A 24,089-nucleotide genomic window follows, 5' to 3' on the forward strand; every position below is an offset into this window, starting at 1 on the left:
GCGACCCGGCCCGCGGCGCCGCTTTTATCGGAACGCATCCTCCATCGACCGGGCCAGATAAAACGGCTGAGTGAACGCGCGCCATGATCAACTGGCCAAATTTCGTCTCGCAACTTTTCAACGGGCTGGCGCTCGGCGCGCTGCTGGCGCTGATCAGCTCCGGACTGACGATCATCTACGGCACGCTCGGGGTGCTCAACCTCGCCCACGGCGCCATGTTCATGATCGGCGGCTACGCCGGATATGTGACCTATTCCTACACCGGCTCGTTCATCCTCGCCGTGATCGCGGGCTCGCTGTTCGTGATGGCGCTCGGCGTCGCGATGGAGCGGATCATCATCCGCCATTTCTACCATCGCCCGCATGAGGACCAGCTGCTGGTCACGTTCGGCCTCGGCATCTGCTTCGTCGAGATCGTGCGGCTGATCTTCACCAGCCAGTCGCAGGTGGTGCCGCCGCCGGCGCTGCTGCAGGGCATCACCTCGCTCGGCTTCCTGTTCTATCCGACCTACCGGCTCGCGGTCGTCGGCATCGTCGCGGTCGCGCTTGGCGCGCTGTTCCTGATCCTGTACCGGACCCGGCTCGGCATGATCGTGCGCGCCGGCATCGAGGATTCGGTGATGGTCGATTCGCTCGGCATCAACGTCTACCGCGTCTTCATGATCGTGTTCGGCATCGGCGCGATGGCCGCGGGCTTCGCCGGCATCATCAATGCGCCGGTGGTGTCGCTGACGCCGGGTGTCGGCGACGACATCCTGGTCGAGACCTTCGTGGTGGTGGTGATCGGCGGCGTCGGCTCGTTTCCCGGCGCCATCCTCGGCGGACTGATCGCCGGCGAGATCATCAGCATCACCTCGATGTTCAACCCCGGTTACGCCTACGTCATGCTGTTCGCGGCGATGACGCTCGTGCTGGTGCTCAGACCGCATGGCCTGCTCGGCACGCAGGGCCGCGAATGACGACGGATGTTTTAGATGCTTAAACAGCGCCCATACCTGATCGAATTCCTGACGGCCGCCGGCCTGATCGTCGCGCCCTTCGTGCTGCCGTGGCTCGGCTTCGCGCCCAACACGGTGAACCGGATCCTGGTCTGGGGCCTGTTCGGCCTCGGCTTCGACATCCTGTTCGGCTTCACCGGCCTGCTGTCGTTCGGCCAGTCGGCCTTTTACGGCACCGGCGGCTTCGTCGCCGCCTGGCTGCTGACGCGAGCCGGCTTTCCCTACGTCGTGCTCGCGCTCGTCATCGGCATGATCGCGGCCGCCGCCACCGGCTATCTGATCGGCCTGATCGCGTTGCGCCGCACCGGCATCTATTTCGCGATGATTACGGTGGCGATCGCCGAGGTGTTCTTCTTCGTCGAGTTCAATCCGCTGTCGGACTTCACCGGCGGCGAGAACGGGCTGCCGGGTGTGCCGACCCCGAGCTTCAATCTCGGCTTCACCACCTTGCACTTCACCACCGGCTGGTCGCTCTACCAGTTCCTGGCGCTGTGTTACTTCATCGGCGTCGTGATCGCGCTGCGCATCGTGCGCTCGCCGGTCGGCGCCGTGTTCAGCGCGATCCGCGACAACCCGCTGCGCGCAACCGCGGTGGGCCACAACATCCACGGCTACAAGCTGACCGCCTTCGTGATCGCCGCCGCCTATGCCGGCTTTGCCGGCGGGCTGCTCGGCGTGCTGCAGGCCTTCATGCCACCCGACGCGTTCACCTTCGACACGTCGGGGCAGCTCGTGATGCAGACCGCGATCGGCGGCCGCGGCACGCTGTTCGGGCCGTTGGTCGGCGCCGCGGTGTGGCTGTCGCTGCAGGACTTCCTGCAGGCGGCGCTCGGGCTCGGCGCGGCCTGGAAGCTCGTGCTCGGCATCGTGTTCGTACTGCTGGTGTGCTTCCTGCGCCGCGGCATCATCGGCGGCCTCGCCGATCTGTACCGCCTCCTGACCGGACAGCGCGGCGCCAAGGAGCCGGAGGAGAGTGCACCCGAGGTCGTCGCCGTGGCCAGCGAGCGGCACGCCGCAGCGCCCGTCGCGCCGAAGCGGGTGGCGGCTCGCGCCGGCGGCAATCCGTCCGGCCCGATCCTGCAGGCCAGGGGCCTGACCAAGCGCTATGGCGGCCTGCTCGCCAACAGCGACATCGACTTCACCGTCAATCACGGCGAGCTGCGCGGCATCATCGGCCCGAACGGCGCCGGCAAATCGACTTTCTTCAAGATGCTGACCTGCGAGGTGCACCCCACGTCGGGCACCATCCTGTTCGAGGGCCGCGACATCACCGGCATGAATGTCACCGACGTCTGTCAGCTCGGCCTGACCAAGAGCTATCAGGTCAACCAGCTGTTCGCCGGGCTGACCGTGCGCCAGAATTTGGTGATCGCGGCGCTGTCGGCGCTGCGCGGCAAGTTCAAGCTCGACCTGTTCCGCAGCATCGACAGCATCCCCGGTCTGTCCGAGCGCGTGCAGCAGACGCTCGAGCTGGTCAATCTCACATCGAGGCCCGATACGCCCGTGTCCGAGCTCGCCTATGGCGAGAAGCGGCGGCTCGAGATCGGGCTGGCGCTGGCGACGTCGCCGAGCCTGTTGCTGCTCGACGAGCCGCTCGCCGGCATGAGCCCGCGCGAACGCGTCGAGACCGTCAAGCTATTGAAGTCGATCAGCCAGGGCCGCACCATGATCATCATCGATCACGACATGGATGCGCTGTTCGAACTCGCCGAGCGCGTCACCGTGCTGCAGGAAGGCCGGGTGCTGGTCGAGGGAACGCCGGAAGAGATCAAGACCAATTCGACCGTCCAGGAGGCCTATCTTGGCGGCGTGCATGGAGTGCTCGCCGCATGAGCCTGCTCGAGGTCAACGGACTGAACAGCTATTACGGCGATTCCCACATCCTGTTCGACGTCTCGATGCGCGTCGAGCGCAACGAGGTGGTGGCGCTGCTCGGACGCAACGGCGCCGGCAAGAGCACGACGCTGAAGAGCCTGATGGGCGTCGTCACCCCGCGCCGCGGCTCGGTGATGTTCGACGGCGTCGAGATCTCCGGCCGGAAGAGCCACAAGATCGCGCAGGCCGGCATGCAGCTGGTCCATGAGGAGCGCCGCATCTTCGGCAGCCTGAGCGTCGAGGAGAACCTCGTGATCGCCGGCCTGACCGCCTCGCAGCGCTGGCCGCTCGACCGCATCTACGAGATGTTTCCGCGGCTGCGCGAGCGGCGGAGCAACCGCGGCACCGACCTGTCGGGCGGCGAGCAGCAGATGCTGGCGATCGCGCGCGCCCTGGTGCGCGATCCCAAGATCATCCTGCTCGACGAGCCGTTCGAGGGACTGGCGCCGGTGATCGTGCGCGACCTGATGAAGGCGTGCCGCGATCTGGCCGAGGCCGGGCAGACCATCGTGCTGGTGGAGCAGAACCTCGCCGCGACGCTCGCGCTGGCGCAGCGCATCTACATCATCAACAACGGGCATATCGTCCACGAAGGTCCCGCGCAGGAGATCAAGGCGCAGCCCGACGTCCTGCAGCGCTATCTCGGGGTGTAGGGCGCTAATTCGTGATGAAGCCAGACAGAATAGATCTCGCCGCAAACTTGCTGCACCTCTCCCGCTTGCGGGCAGGGCAATCGCATATGGCCGTTTGAGGTAATCGGAGTTCCCATAAACTCGTCATGCCCGGGCTTGTCCCGGCCATGACGGCGCGGAAGAATCGGTACATTCCATATGCGATTGCCCTGCCCGCAAGCGGGAGAGGGAGCGCACTGCCGTTGCGACTGCTTTTAGCGCTAACCCTTCAGGCTCCAGCTCAGTCCGCAAGCGCCGCGATCATCCGCCTGGCGTGATCGGCTAGCACATCCATCTCCGCCTTGACGGTCTGCGCGGGCAGCAGCGCGATTCCGGCCTTCACCGGCATCACATGCATGTGCAGGTGAAACACCACCTGGCCGCTGGCCGGCTCGCTGAACTGCTGGATGATGATGCCGTTGGCGGCGAACGCCTTCATCGCGGCGATGGCGATGCGCTTGGCCGACCGCGCCACCGCAGCAAGGTCGTCTTCGGCGATGTCGAGGATGCCGCGCGCAGGAGCCTTCGGAATCACCAGGGTATGTCCCGGGGATCGCGGCATGATGTCGAGAAAGGCAAAGGTCCGGTCGGTCTCGTAGACCTTGAAGCTCGGGACCTCGCCGCGCAGGATCCTGGCGAAGATGTTCTGGTCGTCATAGCCCGTCATGGTCGCGCGTTCCGGATCGATGGGTTGAGATTTCGACCGTGCGCGCCGGCCGCACGGCGCGCAAGTGATATCGACGCCGCATCGACCATCGGCTAACAACGCGCGATGAGCGAACCCGCAGGACATGGCCAGACCGTCGAGCGTATCAGGCGCAGCCTCGCCGCCCGCCTCAAGGCGGCCGGCCGCGACGGTGCCGAGCTCGATGCGCGCCTGCTGGTCGGCGCCGCGCTGGGTCTCGATCTGACCGGCATGGTCGCCGGCGCGAAGCGCGCGCTGACGAGGCACGAGGCGGATCACCTCGAGCGCCTCGCGCAGCGCCGCCTCGCCGGCGAACCGGTCGCGCGCATTCTCGGCATCAAGGAGTTCTGGGGACTGCCGCTGCACCTGTCCGCCGCGACGCTGGTGCCGCGCCCGGACACCGAGACGGTGGTCGAGCGCGCACTCGAACTGCTGCGCGCCGACGGCGTGGCCGAGCGCGCCTTGCGGATCGCCGATCTCGGCACCGGTTCTGGCGCGATCTTGCTGGCGCTGCTCTCGGAACTGCCGAACGCGCATGGCTTCGGCACCGACATCTCGGCGGAGGCGCTGCAGACCGCGAGCCGCAACGCCGCCGAACTCGGACTTGGCCAGCGCACGACATGGATCGAGTGCGACTACGGCAGCGCCCTGGCCGGCGCGTTCGAGCTGATCGTGTCCAACCCGCCCTACATCCCCTCGGCCGACATCGCCGGTCTCGACATCGAGGTGCGCGCGCATGATCCGCGCGCGGCGCTCGACGGCGGTGCCGACGGGCTCGACGCCTACCGCGCGCTGATTTCGCAATCCGCGGGTCTTCTGGCCTCAGGAGGATTTCTGGTTGTGGAAGTCGGACAGGGTCAGAGCAGCGACGTTGAAGCGCTGATGACGGCATCCGGATTATCCCCAACGGGGCCGCCCAAGGCGGATCTGGGGGGCATTCCGAGGGCCGTTTCCGCCCGCCGGCTGCCCCGATAAAGTCCTATTGGAACGAAAAAAAACCTCTTGGATTATCCCCCGGGAACGACTACGTTCCGGGCACAACATCGGTGCTGGCCCCGTAATCCGTTACGGGTGATGACCAGGGTTCAGCAGAGCCCGCCGATCGAAAGGTTCCAGGAACGCAGGTCTCATAGAGCGCAATAGCCGAAGCTGTGCTGCTCTCGACCGCCAAGCGAACGAAAGCCTGTTATTGCGCTTGAAGACTTACGCACGAGAACTGAGCCTGTCTCAACGGGCGGAATGATTTGGTCGCTGGCGCGATTGCCGGCGGTTGGGGAACGCGTCTTTGCTGCACGCGACTTTGCTGAACGAAATGGTCGGCGACATCGAAACCACTTCGAACGGTATTGCGATTCCGTGTGCCTAGGCGCGCGCCGAATCGAACTCTGGGAATCGGACTTCTGAGAAATCGGACTGCTGAGAAATCGGACTGTGGACTGCAATAGCTTCAGGGCTGGAATAAAAGGCGACAGATGAGAAACGGTCAGAACAACAAGCGGATGCGCAACCGGAATAACAACAACAATAACAACAACAATAACCGGCGCGGCCAGAATCCCCTGACACGGGTGTACGAATCGAACGGACCCGACATCAAGATCCGCGGCACGGCCTCGCACGTGGCCGAGAAATACGTTCAGCTTGCGCGCGATGCGCGCTCCTCCGGCGATCCGGTGGCAGCTGAGAACTACTACCAGCATGCTGAGCACTACTACCGGATCATCGCGGCCGCGCAGGAGCAGTTCCGGCAGAATCAGCAGCCGCCGCGTCCCGACGCCGAGGTCACCCCGACCGAAGACGACGACAGCGACGGCTATTCGAGCTTCGGCCAGGAGCCGGGCTTCGTGCCGCAGCAGCAGCAACCTTTCATGCGCGACAACGGCCAGCAGCCGTACCAGCGCGATCAGCAGCAGCCGCGCGAGCATCGTGAGCGTGACCAGCAGCCGCGTGAGCACCGCGAGCGCGAGCATCGTCCGCAGCCGCAATATCAGCCGCAACCGCAGAACCAGCCGCAGCCCGCGATGGCCGATGCCGGCGTCGATCGCCTGCCCTCGTTCATCACCGGCGGCGCGCAGCCGCAGGTCAACGGCGCTTATGAAGGCAATAATGGCGGCGCAGAACGCGGCGAACGGAGCGAGCGGTTTCCGCGCCGCCGCCGCCGTCCGCACGGCCCGCGCCCCGACATGGCGGCGCAGCCCGCGCCGAGCGACGACTTCAATCCGGGCAACGAGTAACGCACGTATGCAGCCACCCTCCCCTTTCGAGGAGCAGGGCTATCGCATATGAGCTCGGTCGCTCCACAAACTCGTCATGCCCGGGCTTGTCCCGGGCATCCACGTCTTTGTTTCCAGGCGAAGAAAGACGTGGATGGCCGGGACAAGCCCGGCCATGACGGCGCGGACAAATCCATTTCCTCTCATATGCGATAGCCCTGCTCCGGGGAGGGTGAAATTTCACGCCTCGGTGTGAGTCGATTTGCGCGTCGCCGTCGAGGACGGCACCAGCACCGGACGCAATGACGGGATCAGCTGCGTGCGCTCGCGGCGCGCGGGGATCGCGCGATAGACCTGCTTGGTCGCCTCCACGATGTGCACGCCGGCGAACGGCATCGACAGCGCCGCGCCGACCCGCTCCCACGCCATCGCCGAGCGCAGGAACCAGCTGCCCTGCACCGGCGGCATGAACAACGCCTCGCCCCACGACGACGGCGTGAACCAGGTCTGCCGTAACAGCTGCGTGATCTGTGCCCGCGAATAGGGCCGGCCATGGCCGAATGGCGTGGCATCGGTGCGCGTCCAGACGCCGCGGCGGTTCGGGATGATCGCGATCAGCCGCCCCGAGGGCGAGAGGACCCGCCATACCTCGCGCAGCAGCCGCTCCGGATCATCGGACATCTCCAGCGCGTGTACCAGCAGCACGCGGTCGACCGCGGCATCCGGCAGCGGCATCGAGAATTCGTCGATCAGGGTGGCCAGCGCCGGCCGGCCGGTCGGCCATTTCAGCACGCCCTGGGCCGCCGGCATGAAGGCAATGCAGCGCTCGCAGGACTCACGGAACAGGCCGAGATAGGGGGTCGGATAGCCGAGGCCGAGCACGCGCTGGCCTTCCGCGTTCGGCCACCGCGCGCGGATACCCCGGTTGATCAGCTGCCGCGCCACGATGCCGAGGCGCTGCGAATAGAAGTCGCGCAGGTCGATGACGTCCATGGTGCTTAGCCTAACACGCCGCCTGCGGCCCGGGTGCGCCGAAAATTGCATTGCCGCCGGAGCGTTAACGCCATATTTCACCCCTATATTGGGCGCGTTAAAAGCATGATCCGGGAAAGTCGATACCGGTCTTTCGAAGACATCATGCTCTGAAATGTCCGTCCCGTTTGTTCGTGGAGATATCATGACCGCCGAAATTCGCACCTTCAGCTGCCTCACCGACAATTTCGGTTATTTGATCCACGATCCCGCGACCAAGGCGACGGCGTCGATCGACGCGCCGGAGGCGGGCCCGATCATCAAGGCGCTGGAGCGCGAAGGCTGGACGCTGACCGATATCCTGATCACCCATCACCATGGCGACCATGTCGGCGGCGTCGCCGAGCTGAAGCAGAAATATGGCTGCCGCGTCGTCGGCCCGCACGACCAGTCGGCCAGGATCGCCAATGTCGATCTGCGCGCCGCCAATGCCGATGTCATCAAGGTCGGCAGCCTCTTGGCCCGTGTGGTCGAAACTCCCGGCCATACGCTCGATCACATCTCCTATGTGTTCGATGGCGAGAAGGCGGTGTTCGCCGCCGACACGCTGTTCTCGATCGGCTGCGGCCGGGTGTTCGAAGGCACCTACCCCATGATGTGGGATTCGCTCTTGAAGCTGCGCTCGCTGCCGGACGATTTCCGCCTGTATTGCGGCCATGAATACACCGCCGCGAACGTGAAGTTCGCGCTCACCATCGAGCCCGACAATCCGGCCCTGCAGGCGCGCGCCGAGGAAGTGACGAAACTGCGTGCCGAGAACAAGCCGACGATCCCCGTGCTGCTCGGCGACGAGAAGAAGGCCAACGTGTTCCTGCGCGCCGACGAGCCGGCGGTGGCGGCAAAGCTGCACATGAAGGGCGCCGACCCGGCGCTGGTGTTCGGCGAGCTCCGCGAGCGCAAGAACAAGTCGTGATGGCCGACCTCTCGGCGGCCGATATCATCGCGCAGCTTGCGCTGCAGCCGCATCCCGAAGGTGGACATTATCGCGAGACGTTTCGCGACGCGCGCTGCGACGCCAGTGGCCGCGCGCATTCGACCGCGATCTATTTCCTGCTCGCGCGCGGCGAGCGCTCGCATTGGCACCGCATCGACGCCGTGGAGATGTGGCACTATTACGCCGGCGCGCCGCTGACATTGCGGATCGCGCAGGACGGCGCCCCACATGCGATCACGCTCGGGCCGGATGTGGCGCACGGCGAGCAGCCGCAGGCGATCGTGCCGGCGGGCGCCTGGCAGGCCGCGGAGAGCAGCGGCGACTGGACGCTGGTCGGCTGCACCGTCGCGCCGGGATTCGAGTTCGCGAGGTTCGAGCTGGCGCCGAAGGGCTGGGAGCCGACTTCGTAAGAGCTCTTGTAGGATGGGTAGAGCGCAGCGAAACCCATCATCTCGCCGCGTGGATAGAATTGATGGGTTTCGCTGCGCTCTACCCATCCTAGGTCCTTTTTCTAAGCACCATGTCCTTTGCCGCGATCAGCCCGCCGCCGGCGATCAGGATCGCGGCGATCGCGATGTTGGCGCTGGGCTTGGCGAAGCCCGCTGCGATCAGGAACGCGGTCGAGAGCAGCGGCGTGGCGTAGGACGCGGCACCGAGCACGCGGATATCGCCGCGCTTCATGCCGATGTCCCAGGCGAAGAACGCAGCCCCCACCGGACCGATGCCGAGCGCGATGACGGCCAGCCATTGCAGCGGCGTCGCGGGCCACACCGTCGTCTCCACCATCATGTGCACCAGCGCGGCGAGCACCGCGGTCGCGAGGCAGAAGCCGGCCACCGCATCGGTCGGCACCGCCTTGAGCCGGCGCGACATCACCGAATAGGAGGCCCAGACGAATGCCGCGACGAAGGCGGCCGCGAAGCCTGGAATCTGCTCTGTTGTGAAGGCGCCGGTGTTACCGGCGAACAGCAGCACGGTGCCGGCGAGGCCAAGCAGCGCGCCGACGATGTGATGCACCGCAAGCCGCTCGCCCGGCAGCAGCGAGGAGAACAGCACGATCAACAGCGGCCAGAGATAATTGAGCAGGCCGGCCTCGGCCGGCGGGGCGAAGCGCAGCGCCAGGAAATACAGCGCGTGATAGCCGAACAGCCCGCCGACGCCGACCACCCAGGCGACAAGCGGTTGCTTCAACGCGCCGAAGGCTGACGGACGCAACAGGAAGCTCGCAAACGCCACCGCGGCGCCGATCGCGAACGTCATGGCGGCGAGCTGGAACGCCGGGATAGCCCCGGTCGCGACCGTCATGACCGACAGCAGCGACCACATCAGGATGGCGGTCAGTCCGACGAGGGTGGCAGTTCGGGTCGTCATCTCAATTCAATCCGTCGTGGCCGGCATGACCGTCTGAAGGATGGCCGTCTGAAGCCGCTTGCCGATGTCCGGCCGGCCGCGTCTTCCTTCGCGTGTGGTGCGTTGTAAAGACGAAAATGCCCGGCGCAAGGCCGGGCATTCGCTGGTCGATTATGCGCGCCTGCGACGCGACGACGCTTCGCGCGTCAGGCGTGATACTGGCCGCCGTTCACGGTCAGCGTCGAGCCGGTGATGAAGCCGGCATCGTCGGCGGCGAGGAAGACCACGGCCCGCGCGATCTCTTCGGGTTCGCCGAGCCGGGCGACCGGAATCTGCGGGATCACGTTCTTCTCGAGCACGTCCTTCGGCACCGCCTGCACCATCTCGGTGTTGATATAGCCGGGGCAGATCACGTTCACGGTGATGCCGCCCTTGGCGTTCTCCAGCGCCAGCGCCTTGGTGAAGCCGATGTCGCCGGCCTTGGCCGCCGAGTAGTTGACCTGGCCAAACTGACCCTTCTGGCCGTTGATGGAGGAGATCGAGATGACGCGGCCGAACTTGCGGGCGCGCATGCCCTCGATCACCTGGCGCGTCATGTTGAACAGCGAGCCGAGGTTGGTGTTGATCACGGCATTCCACTGCTCGACCGTCATCTTGTGAAATGCGGTATCCTTGGTGATGCCGGCATTGTTGACGAGCACGTCGACCGGGCCGAGATCGGCCTCAACCTGCTTGACGCCGGCCGCGCAGGCGTCGAACGACGCGACGTCCCACTTGTAGACCGGAATCCCGCTCTCCGCCTTGAACTTCTCAGCCGCGGCGTCATTGCCGGCGTAGCTCGCCGCCACCTTGTAGCCCGCCGCTTTCAGCGCCTTGCTGATCGCAGCTCCAATACCGCGCGTTCCGCCCGTCACCAATGCAACACGTGCCATGTCCGTTTCCTCCTTGGCCGTCTTTTATGACCGGATAACTCCGGCCTACGCACTCACTGAACAAAGCGCGACGAAGATCAGGCTGAATCGTCATCGCGCTTTGGCTCCCTTCTTTTGAGCATGATCTCCGCGCAAACGCGTTCCGCGTTTGTCGCGAGGGAAAACCGCTTTCACACTTTTCCGGATCATGCCCTCGAAACAAGAATGCCCGGCGCAAAGCCGGGCATCTTATTTATCAGCTCGCCTCGCGGTTGACAGATGATCTTTTCATCACCTAACCGGCCTCGCTGCCTTTTGTTCAGTCGCGTGCAACGCACATAGCGATGCCCATGCCGCCGCCGATGCACAGCGTCGCGAGGCCCTTCTTGGCATCGCGCTTCTGCATCTCGTGCAGCAGCGTCACCAGCACGCGCGCACCCGACGCGCCGACCGGATGGCCGATCGCGATCGCGCCGCCATTGACGTTGACCTTGGCCGGATCCCAGCCGAGGTCCTTGTTCACCGCACAGGCCTGCGCCGCGAACGCCTCGTTGGCCTCGATCAGATCGAGGTCGGCGATGTTCCAGCCGGCCTTCTTCAGCGCGGCGCGCGAGGCGGGGATCGGGCCGGTGCCCATGATCTTGGGGTCGACGCCGGCCTGGCCCCACGAGACGATGCGGGCCAGCACCTTCTTGCCCTGCCTGGCGGCCTCCTTGGCGGTCATCAGCACGACGGCGGCGGCGCCGTCATTGATGCCCGAGGCGTTGCCCGCGGTCACGGTGCCGTCCTTCTCGAAGGCCGCGCGCAGCTTGGCCATCGCGTCGAGCGTGGCGCCGTGGCGCGGATACTCGTCCGCGTCGACCACGATATCGCCCTTGCGGGACTTGATGGTGACCGGGACGATCTCGTCCTTGAACCTGCCGGCCTTCTGCGCCGCCTCGGCCTTGTTCTGCGAACCGACCGCGAACTCGTCCTGCTGCGACCGGGTGATCTGGTACTGCTTGGCGACGTTCTCGGCGGTGTTGCCCATGTGGTAGCCGTTGAAGGCATCCCACAGCCCGTCCTTGATCATGGTGTCGATCAGCTCGAGGCCGCCCATCTTGACGCCGCCGCGCAGATATTGGGCGTGCGGGGCCATGCTCATGGATTCCTGGCCGCCGGCGACGACGATCGAGGAATCGCCGTTGAGCAGCGCCTGGTAGCCGAGCGCCACCGTGCGCAGGCCGGAGCCGCAGAGCTGGTTGACGCCCCAGGCCGGGCTTTCCACCGGGATGCCGGCCGCGATCGAGGCCTGGCGGGCCGGGTTCTGGCCCTGCGCGGCGGTGAGGATCTGGCCCATGATGACTTCGGAGACCTGACCGCCCTCGACGCCGGCACGCTCCAGCGCCGCCTTGATGGCGATCGCGCCGAGGTCGTGGGCCGGCGTGGTGGCAAAAGCGCCGTTGAAGCTACCGACGGGGGTGCGGGCGGCGCTGACGATGACGACATCGTCTGACATGGACATCTCCTATGGGTTGTAGCTGGGTTTCTCGACGGCGGGCGGCCGGTTTGGCAGGCCCTGTCTCTTAATGACTATCCTGTAAATCTCATTGAGGCATGTCAATCGGACTGTCGCGCAAATCGCGCCGCGGCGCACTCAAAATGACGCCCTTGGCACTTTCCTGAGCAAATCCTATGCTTTGGAATTAACCGCACAGCACAAAACTGTAGCCGAACCGCTTTGAAAATGCTTACCTTTGCTGCGATGCGTTGCATTTTGCCCTGCGGCGATGCCGTAGGGTTCCAGGTTCTTCGGTGTTGAAGTGAGAGCCCATGGCAAAATCTGAACAACCGACCACGATCAAGAAATACGCGAACCGGCGGCTCTATAATACCGGGACGAGCACCTACGTGACGCTCGAGGATCTCGCGGCGATGGTGAAGGAAGGCGAGGATTTCCTCGTCTATGACGCCAAGACCGGCGACGACATTACCCGCTCCGTGCTCGCGCAAATCATCTTCGAGCAGGAAAACAAGGCCGGGCAGAACCTGCTGCCGACCACCTTCCTGCGCCAGCTGATCCGGTTCTACGGCGACAGCATGCAGATGGTGGTGCCGAAATATCTCGAACAGTCGATCGAGACGCTGACCAAGGAACAGGAAAAATTCCGCAAGCAGATCGCGGGCGCGCTGAGCGGGACACCGTTTGCGCCGCTGGAAGAACAGGTCCGCCGCAACATGGAGCTGTTCCAGCAGACCTTCTCGATGTTCAAGCCGTTCGTGCCGCAACGCGGCGGCGGCGAGGCCGAGAAGGCGCCGGAGCCCACGCCCGATGACGGCAACATCGACGACCTTCGCCGCCAGATGAAGGACATGCAGGAACGTCTCGAGCGCATGTCGCAGCCGACGAAGAAGGACGAGTAGGTCGCTTCGCCGATCGGCCGGACGCACCGGCCGCTTTCGTTTCGCGAAATCCTGACGGCGGCAACCCTGGCCGGCGTCAGGCGCCGCTTGCCCCGAGAAGCATGCTCTTGCGGACGATCGCGTGCACGCCCCAATTGCCGTCGGCAACCTGCGTGACGCCGAAATCGACGCCGAGCGAGATCAGCGCCAGCGCCTCATCCTCGCTGAGGCGATAACACTCCATCAGGAATTTGCGCGTCGCCCGGAACGCGTTGCGCAGCGCGAGATCGACCGACGAGCGCTGGTAGATTTCCGACTGCGCGTTGCGCCCGAGCTCGCGCAGATAATTGCCGTAGCTGAAGCCGTGCAGGATCCACTCCTCCGGCGTTTCCAAAAGCGGGTGCGCCAGCCCTTCGACATGCGGCTTGGTCGCCTTGCCGCTCTTGTGCAGGATGAAGCGAAACTGGCCGGTGAGCGAAAGCTCGAGCGCGGTGCCGTTGACCTCGCCATCGCCTTGCGCGAAGTGCGGATCGCCGATCGAGAACAGCGCGCCCGGAACGGCGACCGGCAGATAGAGCGTGGTGCCCTTGGTGGCGCGCCAATTGTCGACATTGCCGCCGAAATAGCCTGGGGGAATCGAATCGATGATGTCGGATTCGCGCGGCGCCACCGCCATGAAGCCGAAATGCAGCCGCGCCGGAATCCGCACGCCGGCGAGCACGCCGGACCGTTTCTCGACGGTGGCGTGATCGACCGGCACGCCGGGATAATCCATCGTCTCGTGGCGCACGCCGAACGGATCGGTCTGCGGCGTCCAGCGGTAGGAATAGACGGCGCGGGCCCACTCGGCCTCTGCATCAGTCTCGAAGATCGTGATGGTCTCGCGCTTGGCCGGCGGATCGATCAGATCGTTGTATTGAAAGCCCCACCAGGCCGCGGCATTGCTGCCGAACGACTTGCCGGCGTAGGCCGGATTGGCTGATGGCCGCGGCCAGATATCGAGGATCTGCACCTCGAGCACATCGCCCGGCTCCGCGCCGCAGACATAGATCGGCCCGGTGCAGATGTGCACGCCGAACCCTTCGCCGGCGCCGCGGCCGAAGATCGAACCGTCCATCGGACCGGCGCCGCGCCGTTCGACCGACTTGCCCTCGGCGGTCCAGCGAAACACGCTCTCCGCGCCGGGATCACCCTTGATCATGCGCTCGTAATCATCGAAGGCGTGCTGGGTCAGCGTCTCGATCGTCACCACCGCGCCAGACTGCACGCTCATGACAGGCGGGATGGCGCGGCTGAGATAGCCCCAATGGGCGGTCTCCCTGGACACCTTGAGATGGTGATGCGAGGCGCCCCGCCCTTCCGGCACAGCCGCCGGCGGTTCAACCGGCACGACCGGCTCCAGCGGCGCAACCGTCTCGCGTGCCACCGGGCTTGACGCGAGATTTGGCGCGAGCCGCAACACCGTTGCGGTGCCACGCGCCAGCCGCGGCCGGCCGCGCGTGCGCTCGCCCTCCACATCGCGCGGCACCGCCTTGCGGAAGTCGCGCGGCGAGGTGCCGTAGGTCGCGCTGAACATCCGGCTGAAATGCGCCTGATCGGTGAAGCCCCAGCGGTAGCTGATTTCGGCGATGCGCTGGTCGGCATAGTTCGGATCGATCAGGTCGTTGCAGCAGCGTTCCAGCCGCCGCTCGCGCACATAGGCCGAGAACGTCGTGTTCTGCCGCTCGAACAGCCGTTGCAGATAGCGTTGCGACAGCCCTTCCTGCCGCGCGATGTCGGCGATGGTCAGGCCGGCATTGCCGAGCTGGGCCTCGATCGCGGCATCGACCCGGCGCAGATGGCCGGCCTGGACCTGCGTCATCGCTTCGGCATCGAGCCGCGTCTCGCCGAGCAGCGCGCCGGCGACGAGTTCGGTGACCGCGACCTCGGCGGTGGCAAGATCCGCCTTGTCCAGGATCGCGAAATTGCCGCCCAGGGTCCGCATCACCGGACGCACGGACGCAGCGGCAATCGTCGCGCCGAGCACCGCCGGCAAACGCAAGCGATTATGCCCGAGCCGGCCGAGCAACCGCTCTCGCGGCAGTTCGAGCAGCAGGATCTCGAAATCCTCGCGCAAGGCCATCCGCCACGGCGATTGCAGGTCGCACACCGAGACGTCGTTGTCGGCGAACTCGCAACTGCGTTGGCCGGACGTGATGCTGCCGCGGCCGTAGCCGTGGAAGATGATGGCGACCCGCGCCGGCATTCCCGGCGAGGCTGCATGACCGCTGCAGACGATATGCTGCTCGGTCGAACGCAGCAGCGCGAGCTGGCCGCCGCTGGTCGAGCGCTTCGCGGTCAATTCGCCGAACTGGAATTGGCCGGCCTCCGGCAATTCGCAATCGAGCTGCAAACCGGCCAGCGCCTCGCGCCAGACCTCCCGCCGGTTTTGCCGCGGGATCGCATCGACCGAAACCCGATAGGTCGTCGCGACCATCACCCCTCCAGGCCGCAGCACCGCGGCCTTCCACTCACAGAGCCGTGAACGCAGCCTGCACCGATTGCAGGCAGGCGGCAAGCATGTTGCGACGGCACATGTTGCCCAGCCTGCGTGCAACGCGCGGAAGCGGCCGCTTTCGCGTGGCAGCGCTATCAGCGGCGAACGCAGTGCAACTTGATCGAATGCGCCCAAATTCTTGATCGCTCCGGCCATCCCGCGATGCGAAGGTGGCCGCCGCAGATGTCTTGCACGCTATTGCACAGGCCTTTGCGCCGCGACGACAGCAAGCGCGCCGACAAATTATTGGGCGCGCCCGGTCATATCGAAGCGGCGCGGCGCCATGCACTCTCATGCGCACTTTCGATCCAAGGAGGAGCTCAAGATGTGCGCAGGTGACGACAAGAACTGCCCGGACTTCGAATTGCATCATCGCCAGTTCAAGGAGACGCTCGACCGGGAACGCCGTTCGTTCCTGCGCTCGAGCTTCGCGGCGGCGGGCGGCGCCGCGGCAATGACCGCCGGCGGCATCTCGCTGGTGACGCCGAAAATGGCGGCCGCCGCCGAGAAGCATCAGCCGGCGCAGCGCGCCTATCACCATCTGTCGGCCAATGCCGACACCGTGCATTGGGGCTATTTCAGCAAGTCGCTGAAGCCGCGCGTCGAGATCAATTCCGGCGACTTCATCACCATCGAGGCGCTGACGCATCACGCCAATGACGATGCCGAGCGCATGGTCAAGGGCGATCCCGGCGTCGAGAGCGTCTATCTCTGGACCAAGGAGAAGAAGGGCGTGAACCGGCGCGGCGCCGGCCCGATGGATGCCTCGCTGTTCGGACGCGGCGCCGGCGAAGGCCTCGGCGTGCATATCTGCACCGGGCCGGTGTTCGTGCGCGGCGCCGAGGAAGGCGACGTGCTCGAGCTGCGCATCATCGACGTCGCGCCGCGGCCCTGCGCCAACCCGAAATATTCCGGCAAGGCATTCGGCAGCAACGCCGCGGCATCGTGGGGTTTCCACTACAAGGATCTGCTCACCGAGCCGAAGCCGCGCGAGGTCGTCACCATCTACGAGGTCGACGCGACAGGTGAGCGCAACTGGGCGCGCGCCGTCTACAATTTCACCTGGACGCCGCAGACCGATCCATCCGGCGTGGTGCACAAGACCATCGATTATCCCGGCGTGCCGGTCGATCATTCGACGGTCAAGGAGAACCACGGCATCCTGAAGAACGTGCGCATCCCGGTGCGTCCGCATTTCGGCGTGATCGGGCTCGCACCGAAAGAGGCCGAGTTCGTCGATTCGATCCCGCCGAGCTACACCGGCGGCAACATCGACAATTGGCGCATCGGCAAGGGCGCCACGATGTATTACCCGGTGGCGGTCGAAGGCGGACTCCTGTCGGTCGGCGATTCCCACGCCTCGCAGGGCGATTCCGAACTGTGCGGCACGGCGATCGAATGCTCGCTCAACGGCACCTTCCAGATCATCCTGCACAAGAAGGCCGACCTCGCCGGCACTGCGCTGGAAGCGCTCGACTACCCGATGCTGGAGACCCAGGACGAATGGCTGGTGCACGGCTTCAGCTATGCCAACTATCTCAGCGAGCTGGGAGCCGGCGCGCAGACCGAGATCTACAAGAAGTCGTCGGTCGACCTCGCTCTGCGCGATGCCTTCCGCAAGATGCGCAAATTCCTGATGACGACGAAGAAGCTGACCGAGGACGAGGCCATCTCGCTGATCTCGCTCGGTGTCGACTTCGGCGTCACCCAGGTGGTGGACGGCAATTGGGGCGTCCATGCGGTGATCCGCAAGGACATCTTCGCCGGCGGCGAGAGCTGATGAAAAGGCCAGGAGCGAGCGTGGCGGTCAGCCGAAGAAGGGCGAGTAGGGCTTTGCTGCGCGCACCTAATACAACGTCGCCCCGGCGAAAGCCGGGGCCCATAACCACAAATGTCGGTTGTTTGAAGCAAGCGTCTACCAGATCGCTTCATCGAGAAGCCGCGGCGTATGGGTCCCGGCCCCCGTGCGCAATTGCGCACTAGGCCGGGACGACACCGTTAATTTGGCCGGCGATCGTGGATCAGCCCGTGGCGGGCACGGGCTTCTCCGCCAGCCCGTTCCACGGGCGGTCCGGGGAGGCGAGGCCGATCAGGCGACCCTGGATGAAGTCGCAGCCCCATTCGCGCAGCATCACGGCGGCTTCCTCGTCCTGCACCCATTCGGCGACTGTCTTGATCTCGAGGCGGCGCGCGAGATCGATCAGCGTTTGCACGAAGGCGCGGTCGTCGGCCGAGCGCACGATGTTCTGCACGAAGGCGCCGTCGATTTTGACAATATCGACGCCGAGCTTGCGCAAGTTGCGGAACGAGGTGTAGCCGGCGCCGAAATCGTCGATCGCGATCCGGCTGCCGAAGTTCTTCAGGCGCGTGACAAAGCCACGCACGTCGTCGATATCCTGGATCGCGACCGTCTCGGTGATCTCGACGATCAGCCGCTCGCCGACGCCGGGATGCGCGCGCATCAAGGATTCGATGGTGGCCCACCAGTCCGGATCCATCGTGGTGTCGGGCGAGATGTTGAGGCTGAGCTGCACGCCGGGGGCGGCGGCGAGCTCGGCGATGGCGAGCTCCAGCACGCGGTGATCCACCAGCCGGATCAGGCCGAGCCGCTCGGCGACCGGCACGATATCGGGCGCGAGCAGCGCGCGGCCGTCGTCCTGCTCCATGCGGACCAGGCACTCGTAGAACGCGGGCTGCCGCAGGCGCGCATCGACCACGGGCTCGAAGCCGATCACGATGCGGCGCTCGTTCAGCGCGGTGACGATCTCGTCGGTGACGCGGATGTTGACGCGGCGCTGGGCGTCGCGCTCGACATTGGGCTTCCACAGCGCGAACGATCCGGCGCGGCGGCTCTTGGCGGCGTCCAGCGTCTCCTGGGCACGATTGACCGCCTCCTCCGCCGACCTCGCATGGCGCGGAAGGGTGACGGCGCCGATCGAGACCGTGACCGACACCGGGCCGGACTTGGTCGGCACCACCTCGTCGCGCACCGCGGCCAGGAAGCGCTCGGCCGCGACATTGGTATCGTCGACGGTGCAATTGCGCAGGATCAGGCCGAACTTGTTGCCGGAGAAGCGGCCGAGCATGTCGCCGCTGCGCAGCCGCGCACGAATCCGCTTCGCGACCTCGGCGATGACGGCGTCGGCGACATCGAAGCCGAAGGCATCGTTGACGCGCGCCAGATGGTCGATGCCGATCAGCATGAAGGCGCAGGAGGAGCGGAAGCGCGCGCACTCCTCCATCGTCTCGGCGAGCGAGGCGATCAGATGGGTGCGGTTGAGCTCGTTGGTCAGCGGATCGTGCCGCGACAGCTTGAGCAGCTGCTCGTCGCGGGCGTGCCGTTCATTGTTGATGCGGACGACGCCCTGCACGCGCGCCGGCCTGCCGTCGGCGCCGGCAAACCAGCAGCCGGTCTCCTCGATCCAGATCACCGGCGCCGAGGTGACGGCCCGCACGCCATATTCGATCCGGTAGGGAACGCCCTCCCCGCTGCGCACCGGCGCCGGCGCGCCGAGCGCATCGGATCGCACCGAGCGCGATGGCTCGATCAGCTTTGCGAGCTCAGCACCGCTCGCAAGCGCCGCGACCGGGATATCCGGGAAGACCGCCGCCACATTGTCGCTCCAGGCAATCGCATCGCTCGCCACGTCCCAGGCGAATGTCGCTTGGCCGAGCGAGGCGAGGATGCTGGCAGCTGGCGGGACAGGGGGCATCAAACATGTCTCGATTCGGGACGGCGCCCGGTGATTCTACACGCTCTCAAGATAGTGGTTCCGGCGAATCCAACGCTAGGTGAAGTTGATAAATAATCTGGAAACCACGTTTTCGACTGGCCGGGAACGAACTGGGGACGGCGGGCATGACCCTTGCCACAGGGGTGTTGCGGAGGGACGCAACGTCCCAAATGATGACGCTCCAACGGGTCGCAGGCGATGCCGGATATCGATCAATCGGAAATCCTCGACGGTGAGTGCACCGGCGATGCTGCGGCGGCCAGCACGGCGCTGGTGCCGCTGGCCGCAACCACCCATTGGGCGCCCAAGATCCCGCTGCCGCATGCCGATCCGTCGTTTGTGGCTCACCTGATCGCGACCGCCGCACACGAACCGCAGACGCGCGGGCAGCGGCGTGGGTCATTGGCCGACGCGCAGAGCGCTTACGGCCCGCATGTCGACGAACGCCGCAGCGTGGCGCGGCGGACCCGGCAGATCATCTAGGAAAAATATCAGCGCTGCGGCGCGTCCGACGGTGGATGGCCGCCCGGCTGCAAATCCGGTGACGCGACGGTCGGCTTCGGCGCGGACTGATCGAGCAGCACGGATTCCGCAACCGACGTCGCTGGCGGAACGGGCGCGGCTGGCGGCGGAGCAGCAGGCGCCGGTGCGGCGACGGGCGCGGGCTCGGAACGCGGCGCGGGCGCCTCTGCCGGCGCGGGCTGCGGCGCCTCGGGCTGCGGCCTGCTGACGCTCGGTGCCGCAGGCGCGACCACCGCACGGCGGCGGGTGCGCAGCGCAATTCCGGAGATGAAATCGACCAGCGCCAGCAGCGCGAGCAGGCCATAGGTCGAGTTGCCGAATTTCGGCCAGAGCACGAATTCGGCGGCGGCGGCGCCGAACACGATCAGCGACAGCAGATGGTCGGTGAGATATTTCGCGCCGGGGCGCGCGCCCTTGATGACCTCGAGCAGCAACAGCAGCACGGCAGCGGCGAGCAGCATGTCGCTGAGCGTGATCTGCCACTGCTCGCCCGACAGCAATGTCAGCCTGATCAGCGGGTCCGTGAAGGACACGCCGGGCATCAGGAAGGCGATGATGTTGTAGACCGCGAGCGGAACGAGCAGCAGCGGAAAACCGACCATCGGGGCTTGCGCCTTATTCAGGGAGAACCAGCAATGCGGCGATGCTCATTGGCTTCGCCGCTGACGCGCCCGTGTTGACCGCACTCGTTGGCCGAATTCGGGCGCCGCGCCGCATGGCTGCGGCGCGCAGGCCGAATGTCCGATCAGGACTCTTTCTTGGCCTTCAGGACCTGGCGGCCCTTGTACATGCCGGTCTTCAGGTCGAGGTGGTGCGGACGGCGCAGTTCGCCGGAGTCCTTGTCCTCGACATAGGTCGGGGTCTTGATCGCATCGGCCGAACGGCGCATGCCACGGCGCGACGGCGAGGTTTTTCTTCTGGGAACGGCCATGACGGTGTCCTCTAGGGGTGTTGCGCAGGCATCGTCCGAAATGGGGACGAGCGCACAGCGCTTCAAAGCGCCAGCTGCGATGCCGGTAAGGCCGCGCTTATAGAGGAAGGCACTGCGTAAAGCTAGGGCCGGAGGCAGCAAAAAGCGTCCGAAATCGGCCTCAGGAGCCGCGATTTTCGCGCCAGCAGCGCGTCACGGAGTTGGCCCGGACCATATAGGTGGCGGACAGCCTGCGGACCCCCGGGCCGGGGTTTCGGGCGCTTCTTTTGACCGGATTTGGCAGGATCGCCGCCAAAAGCGCGGCCTCGCGGGGTGACAGCCCCGCGGCGGACCGGCCAAAGGCATATTGGGCGCCGGCTTCGGCGCCGAACTGGCCGGACGGGCCCATTTCCGCGATATTGAGGTAGATTTCCAGGATCCGCTGCTTGGGCAGCACGAGATCGATCCAGAGCGCCAGCGGCAGTTCCAGCCCCTTGCGGATCACGCTGCGGCCGGACCACAGGAACAGGTTCTTGGCCACCTGCTGGGTGATGGTCGAACCGCCACGGGCCACCTCGCCATCCTCGGCGTCGTCGAGCACCTCGCGCAGCGCGCCCCAATCGACGCCCCGATGCTTGCAGAAATGGGCGTCCTCCGAGCCGACCACGGACCGCACCAGATACGGGGATATCGCGCCGAAATCGATCCAATGCCGCGTGACCGGAGCCCCGCGCAGGCTCCGCCAGGCCATCAGCGCCGAAACCGGATGGCCGGTGCGGTAGAACGGCGTCACCAGATACGGCAGCAACAGCAGGGCCAGCAAAAGCAGCAACAAAATTCGGACGATGCGCAAGACAGGGGTTTCCGGGGAGGACCATTCCAGGAAGGATTTGGGACCCGCCCGCCAGAACACGGCCGGCGCCGTCGACGTCTGCGGGATAATTCACGGTTTTTCCAGCACTTTTAAGGCGCATTCCGTCGCAGGGCAGGAATTGACGAAGCCGATCCCATCAACGATTGTCCGGCCGCAAATCGATCTGGAGCAATTCTTAATGACGACCGGTACTGCAGAGTTTTCCAAGCGGCTGGACCAGACCGCGGAGGATACCGAAGCCCTGCTCGCCAAACTGCTGTCCGACGCGACCGAAAGCGACGAGATCGTGCGCCCGAAGCGGCTGATCGAGGCGATGCGCTATTCGAGCCTCGGCGGCGGCAAGCGGCTGCGGCCGTTCCTCGTGGTCGAGAGCGCGGCGGTGTTCGGCATCCCGCGCGAAGCCGCCCTGCTGGTCGGCGCCGCGCTCGAATGCATCCACTGCTACTCGCTGATCCACGACGACCTGCCGGCGATGGACAATTCCGATCTGCGCCGCGGCCGCCCGACCCTGCACAAGGCCTATGACGACGCCACCGCGATCCTCGCCGGCGACGCGCTGCTGACGATCGCCTTCGACATCATCACCCGCGATGCGATCCACAAGGACGCCCAGGTCCGCCTGCTCCTGACCCGCGCGCTGGCGCGCGCCTCCGGCATCGGCGGCATGGCCGGCGGCCAGATCCTCGACCTCGCCGGCGAAGGCCGCTTCGGCGACCGCGAGCCGGTCGACGTCGCGCGCGTGCAGCAGATGAAGACCGGCGCGCTGCTCCGCTTCGGCTGCATCGCCGGCGCGATCCTCGGCCAGGCCTCGCAGAAGGAATACCAGGCGCTCGACGATTACGGCAAAGCGCTCGGCGAAGCCTTCCAGATCGCCGACGATCTGCTTGACGTCGAGGGCGACGCCGCCGCGCTCGGCAAGCCGGCCGGCGCTGATGCCGCGCTCGGCAAGACCACCTTCGTCACCCAGCTCGGCATCGATGGCGCCAAGCAGCGCGTCCGCGACCTTCTGGCGCGCGCCGACGCCGCGCTGTCGGTGTTCGGCGACCGCAGCGACGTGCTGCGCGCGGCCGCCCACTTCGTCGCCGAGCGCAAGAATTAGCCGAGAGCACCGCGCGAAATGAACAGGGAGATCGACGACCGCCTTGTTCGCTTCCGCAAGCTGCCGCTGCCGGTCCGCGTCGTCGTGGGCCGGCCGCGTACCTTCGGCTCGATCGCTTTCGGCGTCCTGGCTGCGCTATTGGTGCCGGGAGCACCGCGCATCGTCACGCGCCTGCTCGCGGGCTGGGATGCCTTCGCCGCGCTCTATCTCGTGCTCGCCTATGTGATGATGCTGCGCTGTGGCGTCGCCCATATCAAGCGAAGCGCCATGCTACAGGACGATGGCCGTTTCCTGATCCTGCTGCTGACCGCGTTCGGCGCGCTGGCGAGCCTCGCGGCCATCGTGTTCGAGCTCGGCGCATCCAAGGGCAGCCCGGCCGGACTGGCGCTGGCGATCGTCACCATCACGCTGTCATGGGCCTTGGTGCACACCGCGTTCGCGCTGCACTACGCTCATGAGTATTACCGCGGCAAGACGCCCGGCGGCCTGCAGTTTCCGAGCGGCGAGGAACATGTCGACGCCGATTACTGGGACTTCGTCTATTTCTCGTTCGTGATCGGCATGACGGCGCAGGTCTCCGACGTCGGCATCACCGACAAGATCATCCGCCGCACCGCGACTGTGCATGGCATCATCTCGTTCGTGTTCAACACCGCGCTGCTCGCCCTGATGGTGAATATCGCGGCGAGCGCGATCTAGCTGCGCCGCCATTACATGATGAGATGCCGTGCGCAAGGCGGTCGGCAAGGACGACAAGCAGCACGCCGATGACGTCGCGCGGATCTATTCCCCGCCTTGCGTCACGTGCTCCTGATATTGCGGCAGATCGTCCGATATCGCGTACCACGGCGCCTTGGAGCCGACGAAGATGTGGGCGGTCGGCCGGATCGCCGGCGCGTCGCGCAGCGTGCCCATCGCGACATGGACATAGGCACCGGCGCGGACCAGCGAATAGAGCAGCGAGCCGCAGCGGCCGCAATGCGCGTCGTGGGTGAGCTCATCGCCGTAGATCAGGAGCCCATCAGCACCGCTGACCACGGTGAATCTGTCGCGCGCGATTCCCGCGAACGGCTTGAACGCCGATCCCGTGGTGCGCCGGCAGTTCGAGCAGTGACAATTGAGCGCATAGGCAAACGCGTCGGCCACCTCGTAGCGCACGTCGCGGCAGAAGCATTCGCCGGTCAGGATATGTTCGTTCGAATTTGCAGATGCGGTCACAACTCGTCCCTCACGCAGAATTTTGTCGCCGGCCATGGCGCAATCCGGCGGTTCATGGCTAAATCCTAGAGCCCTTTCCGTTCCAATTGAATCGGAACGGGGGCTCAAGATTCGAGCTTTGACGCGTTTTCTTCGGGCGAACCGG

At 65.7% G+C, this 24,089-nt stretch carries 23 protein-coding genes; 12 read left to right on the top strand and 11 right to left on the bottom strand.

Annotation, left to right across the window (positions count from 1 at the left end):
* The first annotated feature begins 83 nt into the window (after positions 1 to 83).
* Genes XI02_RS44085 through XI02_RS44095 form a run of 3 tightly spaced genes read left to right on the top strand, consistent with a single transcriptional unit; the run spans position 84 to position 3,526 of the window.
* Positions 84 to 959 carry a branched-chain amino acid ABC transporter permease gene (locus XI02_RS44085; protein ID WP_016843310.1) on the top strand — a complete coding sequence of 292 codons (876 nt, stop codon included), beginning with the start codon at positions 84 to 86 and terminating at the stop codon, positions 957 to 959.
* A 15-nt stretch (positions 960 to 974) separates the two neighbouring features.
* Complete coding sequence (locus XI02_RS44090) at positions 975 to 2,831, top strand: ATP-binding cassette domain-containing protein (protein WP_172646362.1); 1,857 nt, start codon at positions 975 to 977, stop codon at positions 2,829 to 2,831.
* Positions 2,828 to 3,526 (top strand): ABC transporter ATP-binding protein, encoded by a 699-nt coding sequence (locus tag XI02_RS44095; protein WP_038387064.1) that lies wholly within the window; start codon positions 2,828 to 2,830, stop codon positions 3,524 to 3,526. Before XI02_RS44090 ends, XI02_RS44095 begins: the two co-directional genes overlap by 4 nt.
* 259 nt (positions 3,527 to 3,785) lie before the next feature.
* Here the strand turns inward: XI02_RS44095 and XI02_RS44100 are convergent, their stop codons facing one another.
* Positions 3,786 to 4,211, bottom strand: a complete 426-nt coding sequence (locus XI02_RS44100; protein WP_172646361.1) for an HIT domain-containing protein — start codon at positions 4,209 to 4,211, stop codon at positions 3,786 to 3,788.
* Positions 4,212 to 4,316: 105 nt separating this feature from the next.
* Here XI02_RS44100 and prmC point away from each other — a divergent pair, with 105 nt between their 5' ends.
* Together prmC and XI02_RS44110 are read left to right on the top strand one after the other, a co-directional pair.
* The gene (gene prmC / locus XI02_RS44105) at positions 4,317 to 5,204 is read left to right on the top strand and encodes a peptide chain release factor N(5)-glutamine methyltransferase (RefSeq protein WP_172646360.1); all 888 of its coding nucleotides are present in this window, start codon (positions 4,317 to 4,319) and stop codon (positions 5,202 to 5,204) included.
* A 497-nt stretch (positions 5,205 to 5,701) separates the two neighbouring features.
* Positions 5,702 to 6,463, top strand: coding sequence for a DUF4167 domain-containing protein (locus XI02_RS44110; RefSeq protein WP_016841126.1), 762 nt, complete (start codon positions 5,702 to 5,704; stop codon positions 6,461 to 6,463).
* Positions 6,464 to 6,682: 219 nt separating this feature from the next.
* Here the strand turns inward: XI02_RS44110 and XI02_RS44115 are convergent, their stop codons facing one another.
* Complete coding sequence (locus XI02_RS44115; protein ID WP_016841127.1) at positions 6,683 to 7,435, bottom strand: class I SAM-dependent methyltransferase; 753 nt, start codon at positions 7,433 to 7,435, stop codon at positions 6,683 to 6,685.
* A gap of 184 nt (positions 7,436 to 7,619) precedes the next feature.
* On the opposite strand from XI02_RS44115, the gene gloB reads away from it, so the two are divergent.
* Complete coding sequence (gloB, locus tag XI02_RS44120) at positions 7,620 to 8,387, top strand: hydroxyacylglutathione hydrolase (RefSeq protein ID WP_069279786.1); 768 nt, start codon at positions 7,620 to 7,622, stop codon at positions 8,385 to 8,387.
* Entirely contained in the window at positions 8,387 to 8,818 is a 432-nt protein-coding gene (locus tag XI02_RS44125) for a cupin domain-containing protein (protein ID WP_172646359.1), read from the top strand. The genes gloB and XI02_RS44125 overlap by 1 nt, the downstream gene beginning before the upstream one ends.
* Positions 8,819 to 8,906: 88 nt before the next feature.
* On the opposite strand, the gene XI02_RS44130 is transcribed toward XI02_RS44125, so the two are convergent.
* The 3 genes from XI02_RS44130 to XI02_RS44140 form a co-directional block, all read right to left on the bottom strand.
* A complete protein-coding gene (locus XI02_RS44130) occupies positions 8,907 to 9,779 on the bottom strand; it encodes a DMT family transporter (protein ID WP_172646358.1) in 873 nt (290 codons plus the stop codon).
* Between the two features lie 185 nt (positions 9,780 to 9,964).
* On the bottom strand, positions 9,965 to 10,690 hold the full coding sequence (gene phbB, locus XI02_RS44135; protein WP_016841131.1) for an acetoacetyl-CoA reductase: 726 nt from the start codon (positions 10,688 to 10,690) through the stop codon (positions 9,965 to 9,967).
* 298 nt (positions 10,691 to 10,988) lie between these two features.
* Positions 10,989 to 12,167: an acetyl-CoA C-acetyltransferase gene (locus tag XI02_RS44140; RefSeq protein ID WP_069279789.1), complete on the bottom strand. Its 1,179-nt coding sequence runs from the start codon at positions 12,165 to 12,167 to the stop codon at positions 10,989 to 10,991.
* A gap of 314 nt (positions 12,168 to 12,481) precedes the next feature.
* Between XI02_RS44140 and phaR the strand changes: the two genes are divergently transcribed.
* A complete protein-coding gene (phaR, locus tag XI02_RS44145) occupies positions 12,482 to 13,072 on the top strand; it encodes a polyhydroxyalkanoate synthesis repressor PhaR (RefSeq protein ID WP_016841133.1) in 591 nt (196 codons plus the stop codon).
* Positions 13,073 to 13,148: 76 nt separating this feature from the next.
* On the opposite strand, the gene XI02_RS44150 is transcribed toward phaR, so the two are convergent.
* Positions 13,149 to 15,527, bottom strand: coding sequence for an acetamidase/formamidase family protein (locus XI02_RS44150; protein ID WP_172646357.1), 2,379 nt, complete (start codon positions 15,525 to 15,527; stop codon positions 13,149 to 13,151).
* Between the two features lie 385 nt (positions 15,528 to 15,912).
* Here XI02_RS44150 and XI02_RS44155 point away from each other — a divergent pair, with 385 nt between their 5' ends.
* Positions 15,913 to 17,367, top strand: a complete 1,455-nt coding sequence (locus XI02_RS44155) for an acetamidase/formamidase family protein (RefSeq protein ID WP_172646356.1) — start codon at positions 15,913 to 15,915, stop codon at positions 17,365 to 17,367.
* A 241-nt stretch (positions 17,368 to 17,608) separates the two neighbouring features.
* Here XI02_RS44155 and XI02_RS44160 read toward each other — a convergent pair whose 3' ends face one another.
* Positions 17,609 to 19,300, bottom strand: a complete 1,692-nt coding sequence (locus XI02_RS44160; RefSeq protein WP_172646355.1) for a bifunctional diguanylate cyclase/phosphodiesterase — start codon at positions 19,298 to 19,300, stop codon at positions 17,609 to 17,611.
* Between the two features lie 219 nt (positions 19,301 to 19,519).
* On the opposite strand from XI02_RS44160, the gene XI02_RS44165 reads away from it, so the two are divergent.
* Positions 19,520 to 19,804: a hypothetical protein gene (locus tag XI02_RS44165; RefSeq protein ID WP_069279792.1), complete on the top strand. Its 285-nt coding sequence runs from the start codon at positions 19,520 to 19,522 to the stop codon at positions 19,802 to 19,804.
* An 8-nt stretch (positions 19,805 to 19,812) separates the two neighbouring features.
* Here XI02_RS44165 and XI02_RS44170 read toward each other — a convergent pair whose 3' ends face one another.
* The 3 genes from XI02_RS44170 to mtgA form a co-directional block, all read right to left on the bottom strand.
* Positions 19,813 to 20,445 carry a hypothetical protein gene (locus XI02_RS44170; RefSeq protein ID WP_069279793.1) on the bottom strand — a complete coding sequence of 211 codons (633 nt, stop codon included), beginning with the start codon at positions 20,443 to 20,445 and terminating at the stop codon, positions 19,813 to 19,815.
* Positions 20,446 to 20,588: 143 nt separating this feature from the next.
* Positions 20,589 to 20,774, bottom strand: a complete 186-nt coding sequence (gene rpmF / locus XI02_RS44175; protein ID WP_021077536.1) for a 50S ribosomal protein L32 — start codon at positions 20,772 to 20,774, stop codon at positions 20,589 to 20,591.
* A 160-nt stretch (positions 20,775 to 20,934) separates the two neighbouring features.
* Complete coding sequence (mtgA, locus tag XI02_RS44180) at positions 20,935 to 21,606, bottom strand: monofunctional biosynthetic peptidoglycan transglycosylase (protein ID WP_172646354.1); 672 nt, start codon at positions 21,604 to 21,606, stop codon at positions 20,935 to 20,937.
* Between the two features lie 199 nt (positions 21,607 to 21,805).
* Between mtgA and XI02_RS44185 the strand changes: the two genes are divergently transcribed.
* Together XI02_RS44185 and XI02_RS44190 are read left to right on the top strand one after the other, a co-directional pair.
* Complete coding sequence (locus XI02_RS44185; protein ID WP_018269205.1) at positions 21,806 to 22,726, top strand: polyprenyl synthetase family protein; 921 nt, start codon at positions 21,806 to 21,808, stop codon at positions 22,724 to 22,726.
* An 18-nt stretch (positions 22,727 to 22,744) separates the two neighbouring features.
* Positions 22,745 to 23,425, top strand: a complete 681-nt coding sequence (locus XI02_RS44190; protein WP_069279796.1) for a DUF1345 domain-containing protein — start codon at positions 22,745 to 22,747, stop codon at positions 23,423 to 23,425.
* A gap of 84 nt (positions 23,426 to 23,509) precedes the next feature.
* Here the strand turns inward: XI02_RS44190 and XI02_RS44195 are convergent, their stop codons facing one another.
* Complete coding sequence (locus XI02_RS44195) at positions 23,510 to 23,944, bottom strand: GFA family protein (protein ID WP_244980888.1); 435 nt, start codon at positions 23,942 to 23,944, stop codon at positions 23,510 to 23,512.
* Between the last annotated feature and the right edge of the window lie 145 nt (positions 23,945 to 24,089).

This window comes from Bradyrhizobium sp. CCBAU 21365 (genome assembly GCF_015291305.1).
In the GTDB taxonomy this organism is placed as follows: domain Bacteria; phylum Pseudomonadota; class Alphaproteobacteria; order Rhizobiales; family Xanthobacteraceae; genus Bradyrhizobium; species Bradyrhizobium elkanii.

Excerpts from the sequence above, each read along its gene's own strand:
- rpmF (WP_021077536.1), bottom strand. The coding sequence starts at position 20,774 with ATGGCCGTTCCCAGAAGAAAAACCTCGCCGTCGCGCCGTGGCATGCGC.
- XI02_RS44110 (WP_016841126.1), top strand. The coding sequence starts at position 5,702 with ATGAGAAACGGTCAGAACAACAAGCGGATGCGCAACCGGAATAACAAC.
- prmC (WP_172646360.1), top strand. The coding sequence starts at position 4,317 with ATGAGCGAACCCGCAGGACATGGCCAGACCGTCGAGCGTATCAGGCGC.
- XI02_RS44160 (WP_172646355.1), bottom strand. The coding sequence starts at position 19,300 with ATGCCCCCTGTCCCGCCAGCTGCCAGCATCCTCGCCTCGCTCGGCCAA.
- XI02_RS44165 (WP_069279792.1), top strand. The coding sequence starts at position 19,520 with ATGCCGGATATCGATCAATCGGAAATCCTCGACGGTGAGTGCACCGGC.
- XI02_RS44115 (WP_016841127.1), bottom strand. The coding sequence starts at position 7,435 with ATGGACGTCATCGACCTGCGCGACTTCTATTCGCAGCGCCTCGGCATC.
- XI02_RS44090 (WP_172646362.1), top strand. The coding sequence starts at position 975 with ATGCTTAAACAGCGCCCATACCTGATCGAATTCCTGACGGCCGCCGGC.
- XI02_RS44100 (WP_172646361.1), bottom strand. The coding sequence starts at position 4,211 with ATGACGGGCTATGACGACCAGAACATCTTCGCCAGGATCCTGCGCGGC.
- XI02_RS44125 (WP_172646359.1), top strand. The coding sequence starts at position 8,387 with ATGGCCGACCTCTCGGCGGCCGATATCATCGCGCAGCTTGCGCTGCAG.
- XI02_RS44130 (WP_172646358.1), bottom strand. The coding sequence starts at position 9,779 with ATGACGACCCGAACTGCCACCCTCGTCGGACTGACCGCCATCCTGATG.
- XI02_RS44185 (WP_018269205.1), top strand. The coding sequence starts at position 21,806 with ATGACGACCGGTACTGCAGAGTTTTCCAAGCGGCTGGACCAGACCGCG.
- XI02_RS44155 (WP_172646356.1), top strand. The coding sequence starts at position 15,913 with ATGTGCGCAGGTGACGACAAGAACTGCCCGGACTTCGAATTGCATCAT.
- phaR (WP_016841133.1), top strand. The coding sequence starts at position 12,482 with ATGGCAAAATCTGAACAACCGACCACGATCAAGAAATACGCGAACCGG.
- phbB (WP_016841131.1), bottom strand. The coding sequence starts at position 10,690 with ATGGCACGTGTTGCATTGGTGACGGGCGGAACGCGCGGTATTGGAGCT.
- XI02_RS44190 (WP_069279796.1), top strand. The coding sequence starts at position 22,745 with ATGAACAGGGAGATCGACGACCGCCTTGTTCGCTTCCGCAAGCTGCCG.
- gloB (WP_069279786.1), top strand. The coding sequence starts at position 7,620 with ATGACCGCCGAAATTCGCACCTTCAGCTGCCTCACCGACAATTTCGGT.
- XI02_RS44095 (WP_038387064.1), top strand. The coding sequence starts at position 2,828 with ATGAGCCTGCTCGAGGTCAACGGACTGAACAGCTATTACGGCGATTCC.
- XI02_RS44085 (WP_016843310.1), top strand. The coding sequence starts at position 84 with ATGATCAACTGGCCAAATTTCGTCTCGCAACTTTTCAACGGGCTGGCG.
- XI02_RS44140 (WP_069279789.1), bottom strand. The coding sequence starts at position 12,167 with ATGTCAGACGATGTCGTCATCGTCAGCGCCGCCCGCACCCCCGTCGGT.
- XI02_RS44150 (WP_172646357.1), bottom strand. The coding sequence starts at position 15,527 with ATGGTCGCGACGACCTATCGGGTTTCGGTCGATGCGATCCCGCGGCAA.
- XI02_RS44170 (WP_069279793.1), bottom strand. The coding sequence starts at position 20,445 with ATGGTCGGTTTTCCGCTGCTGCTCGTTCCGCTCGCGGTCTACAACATC.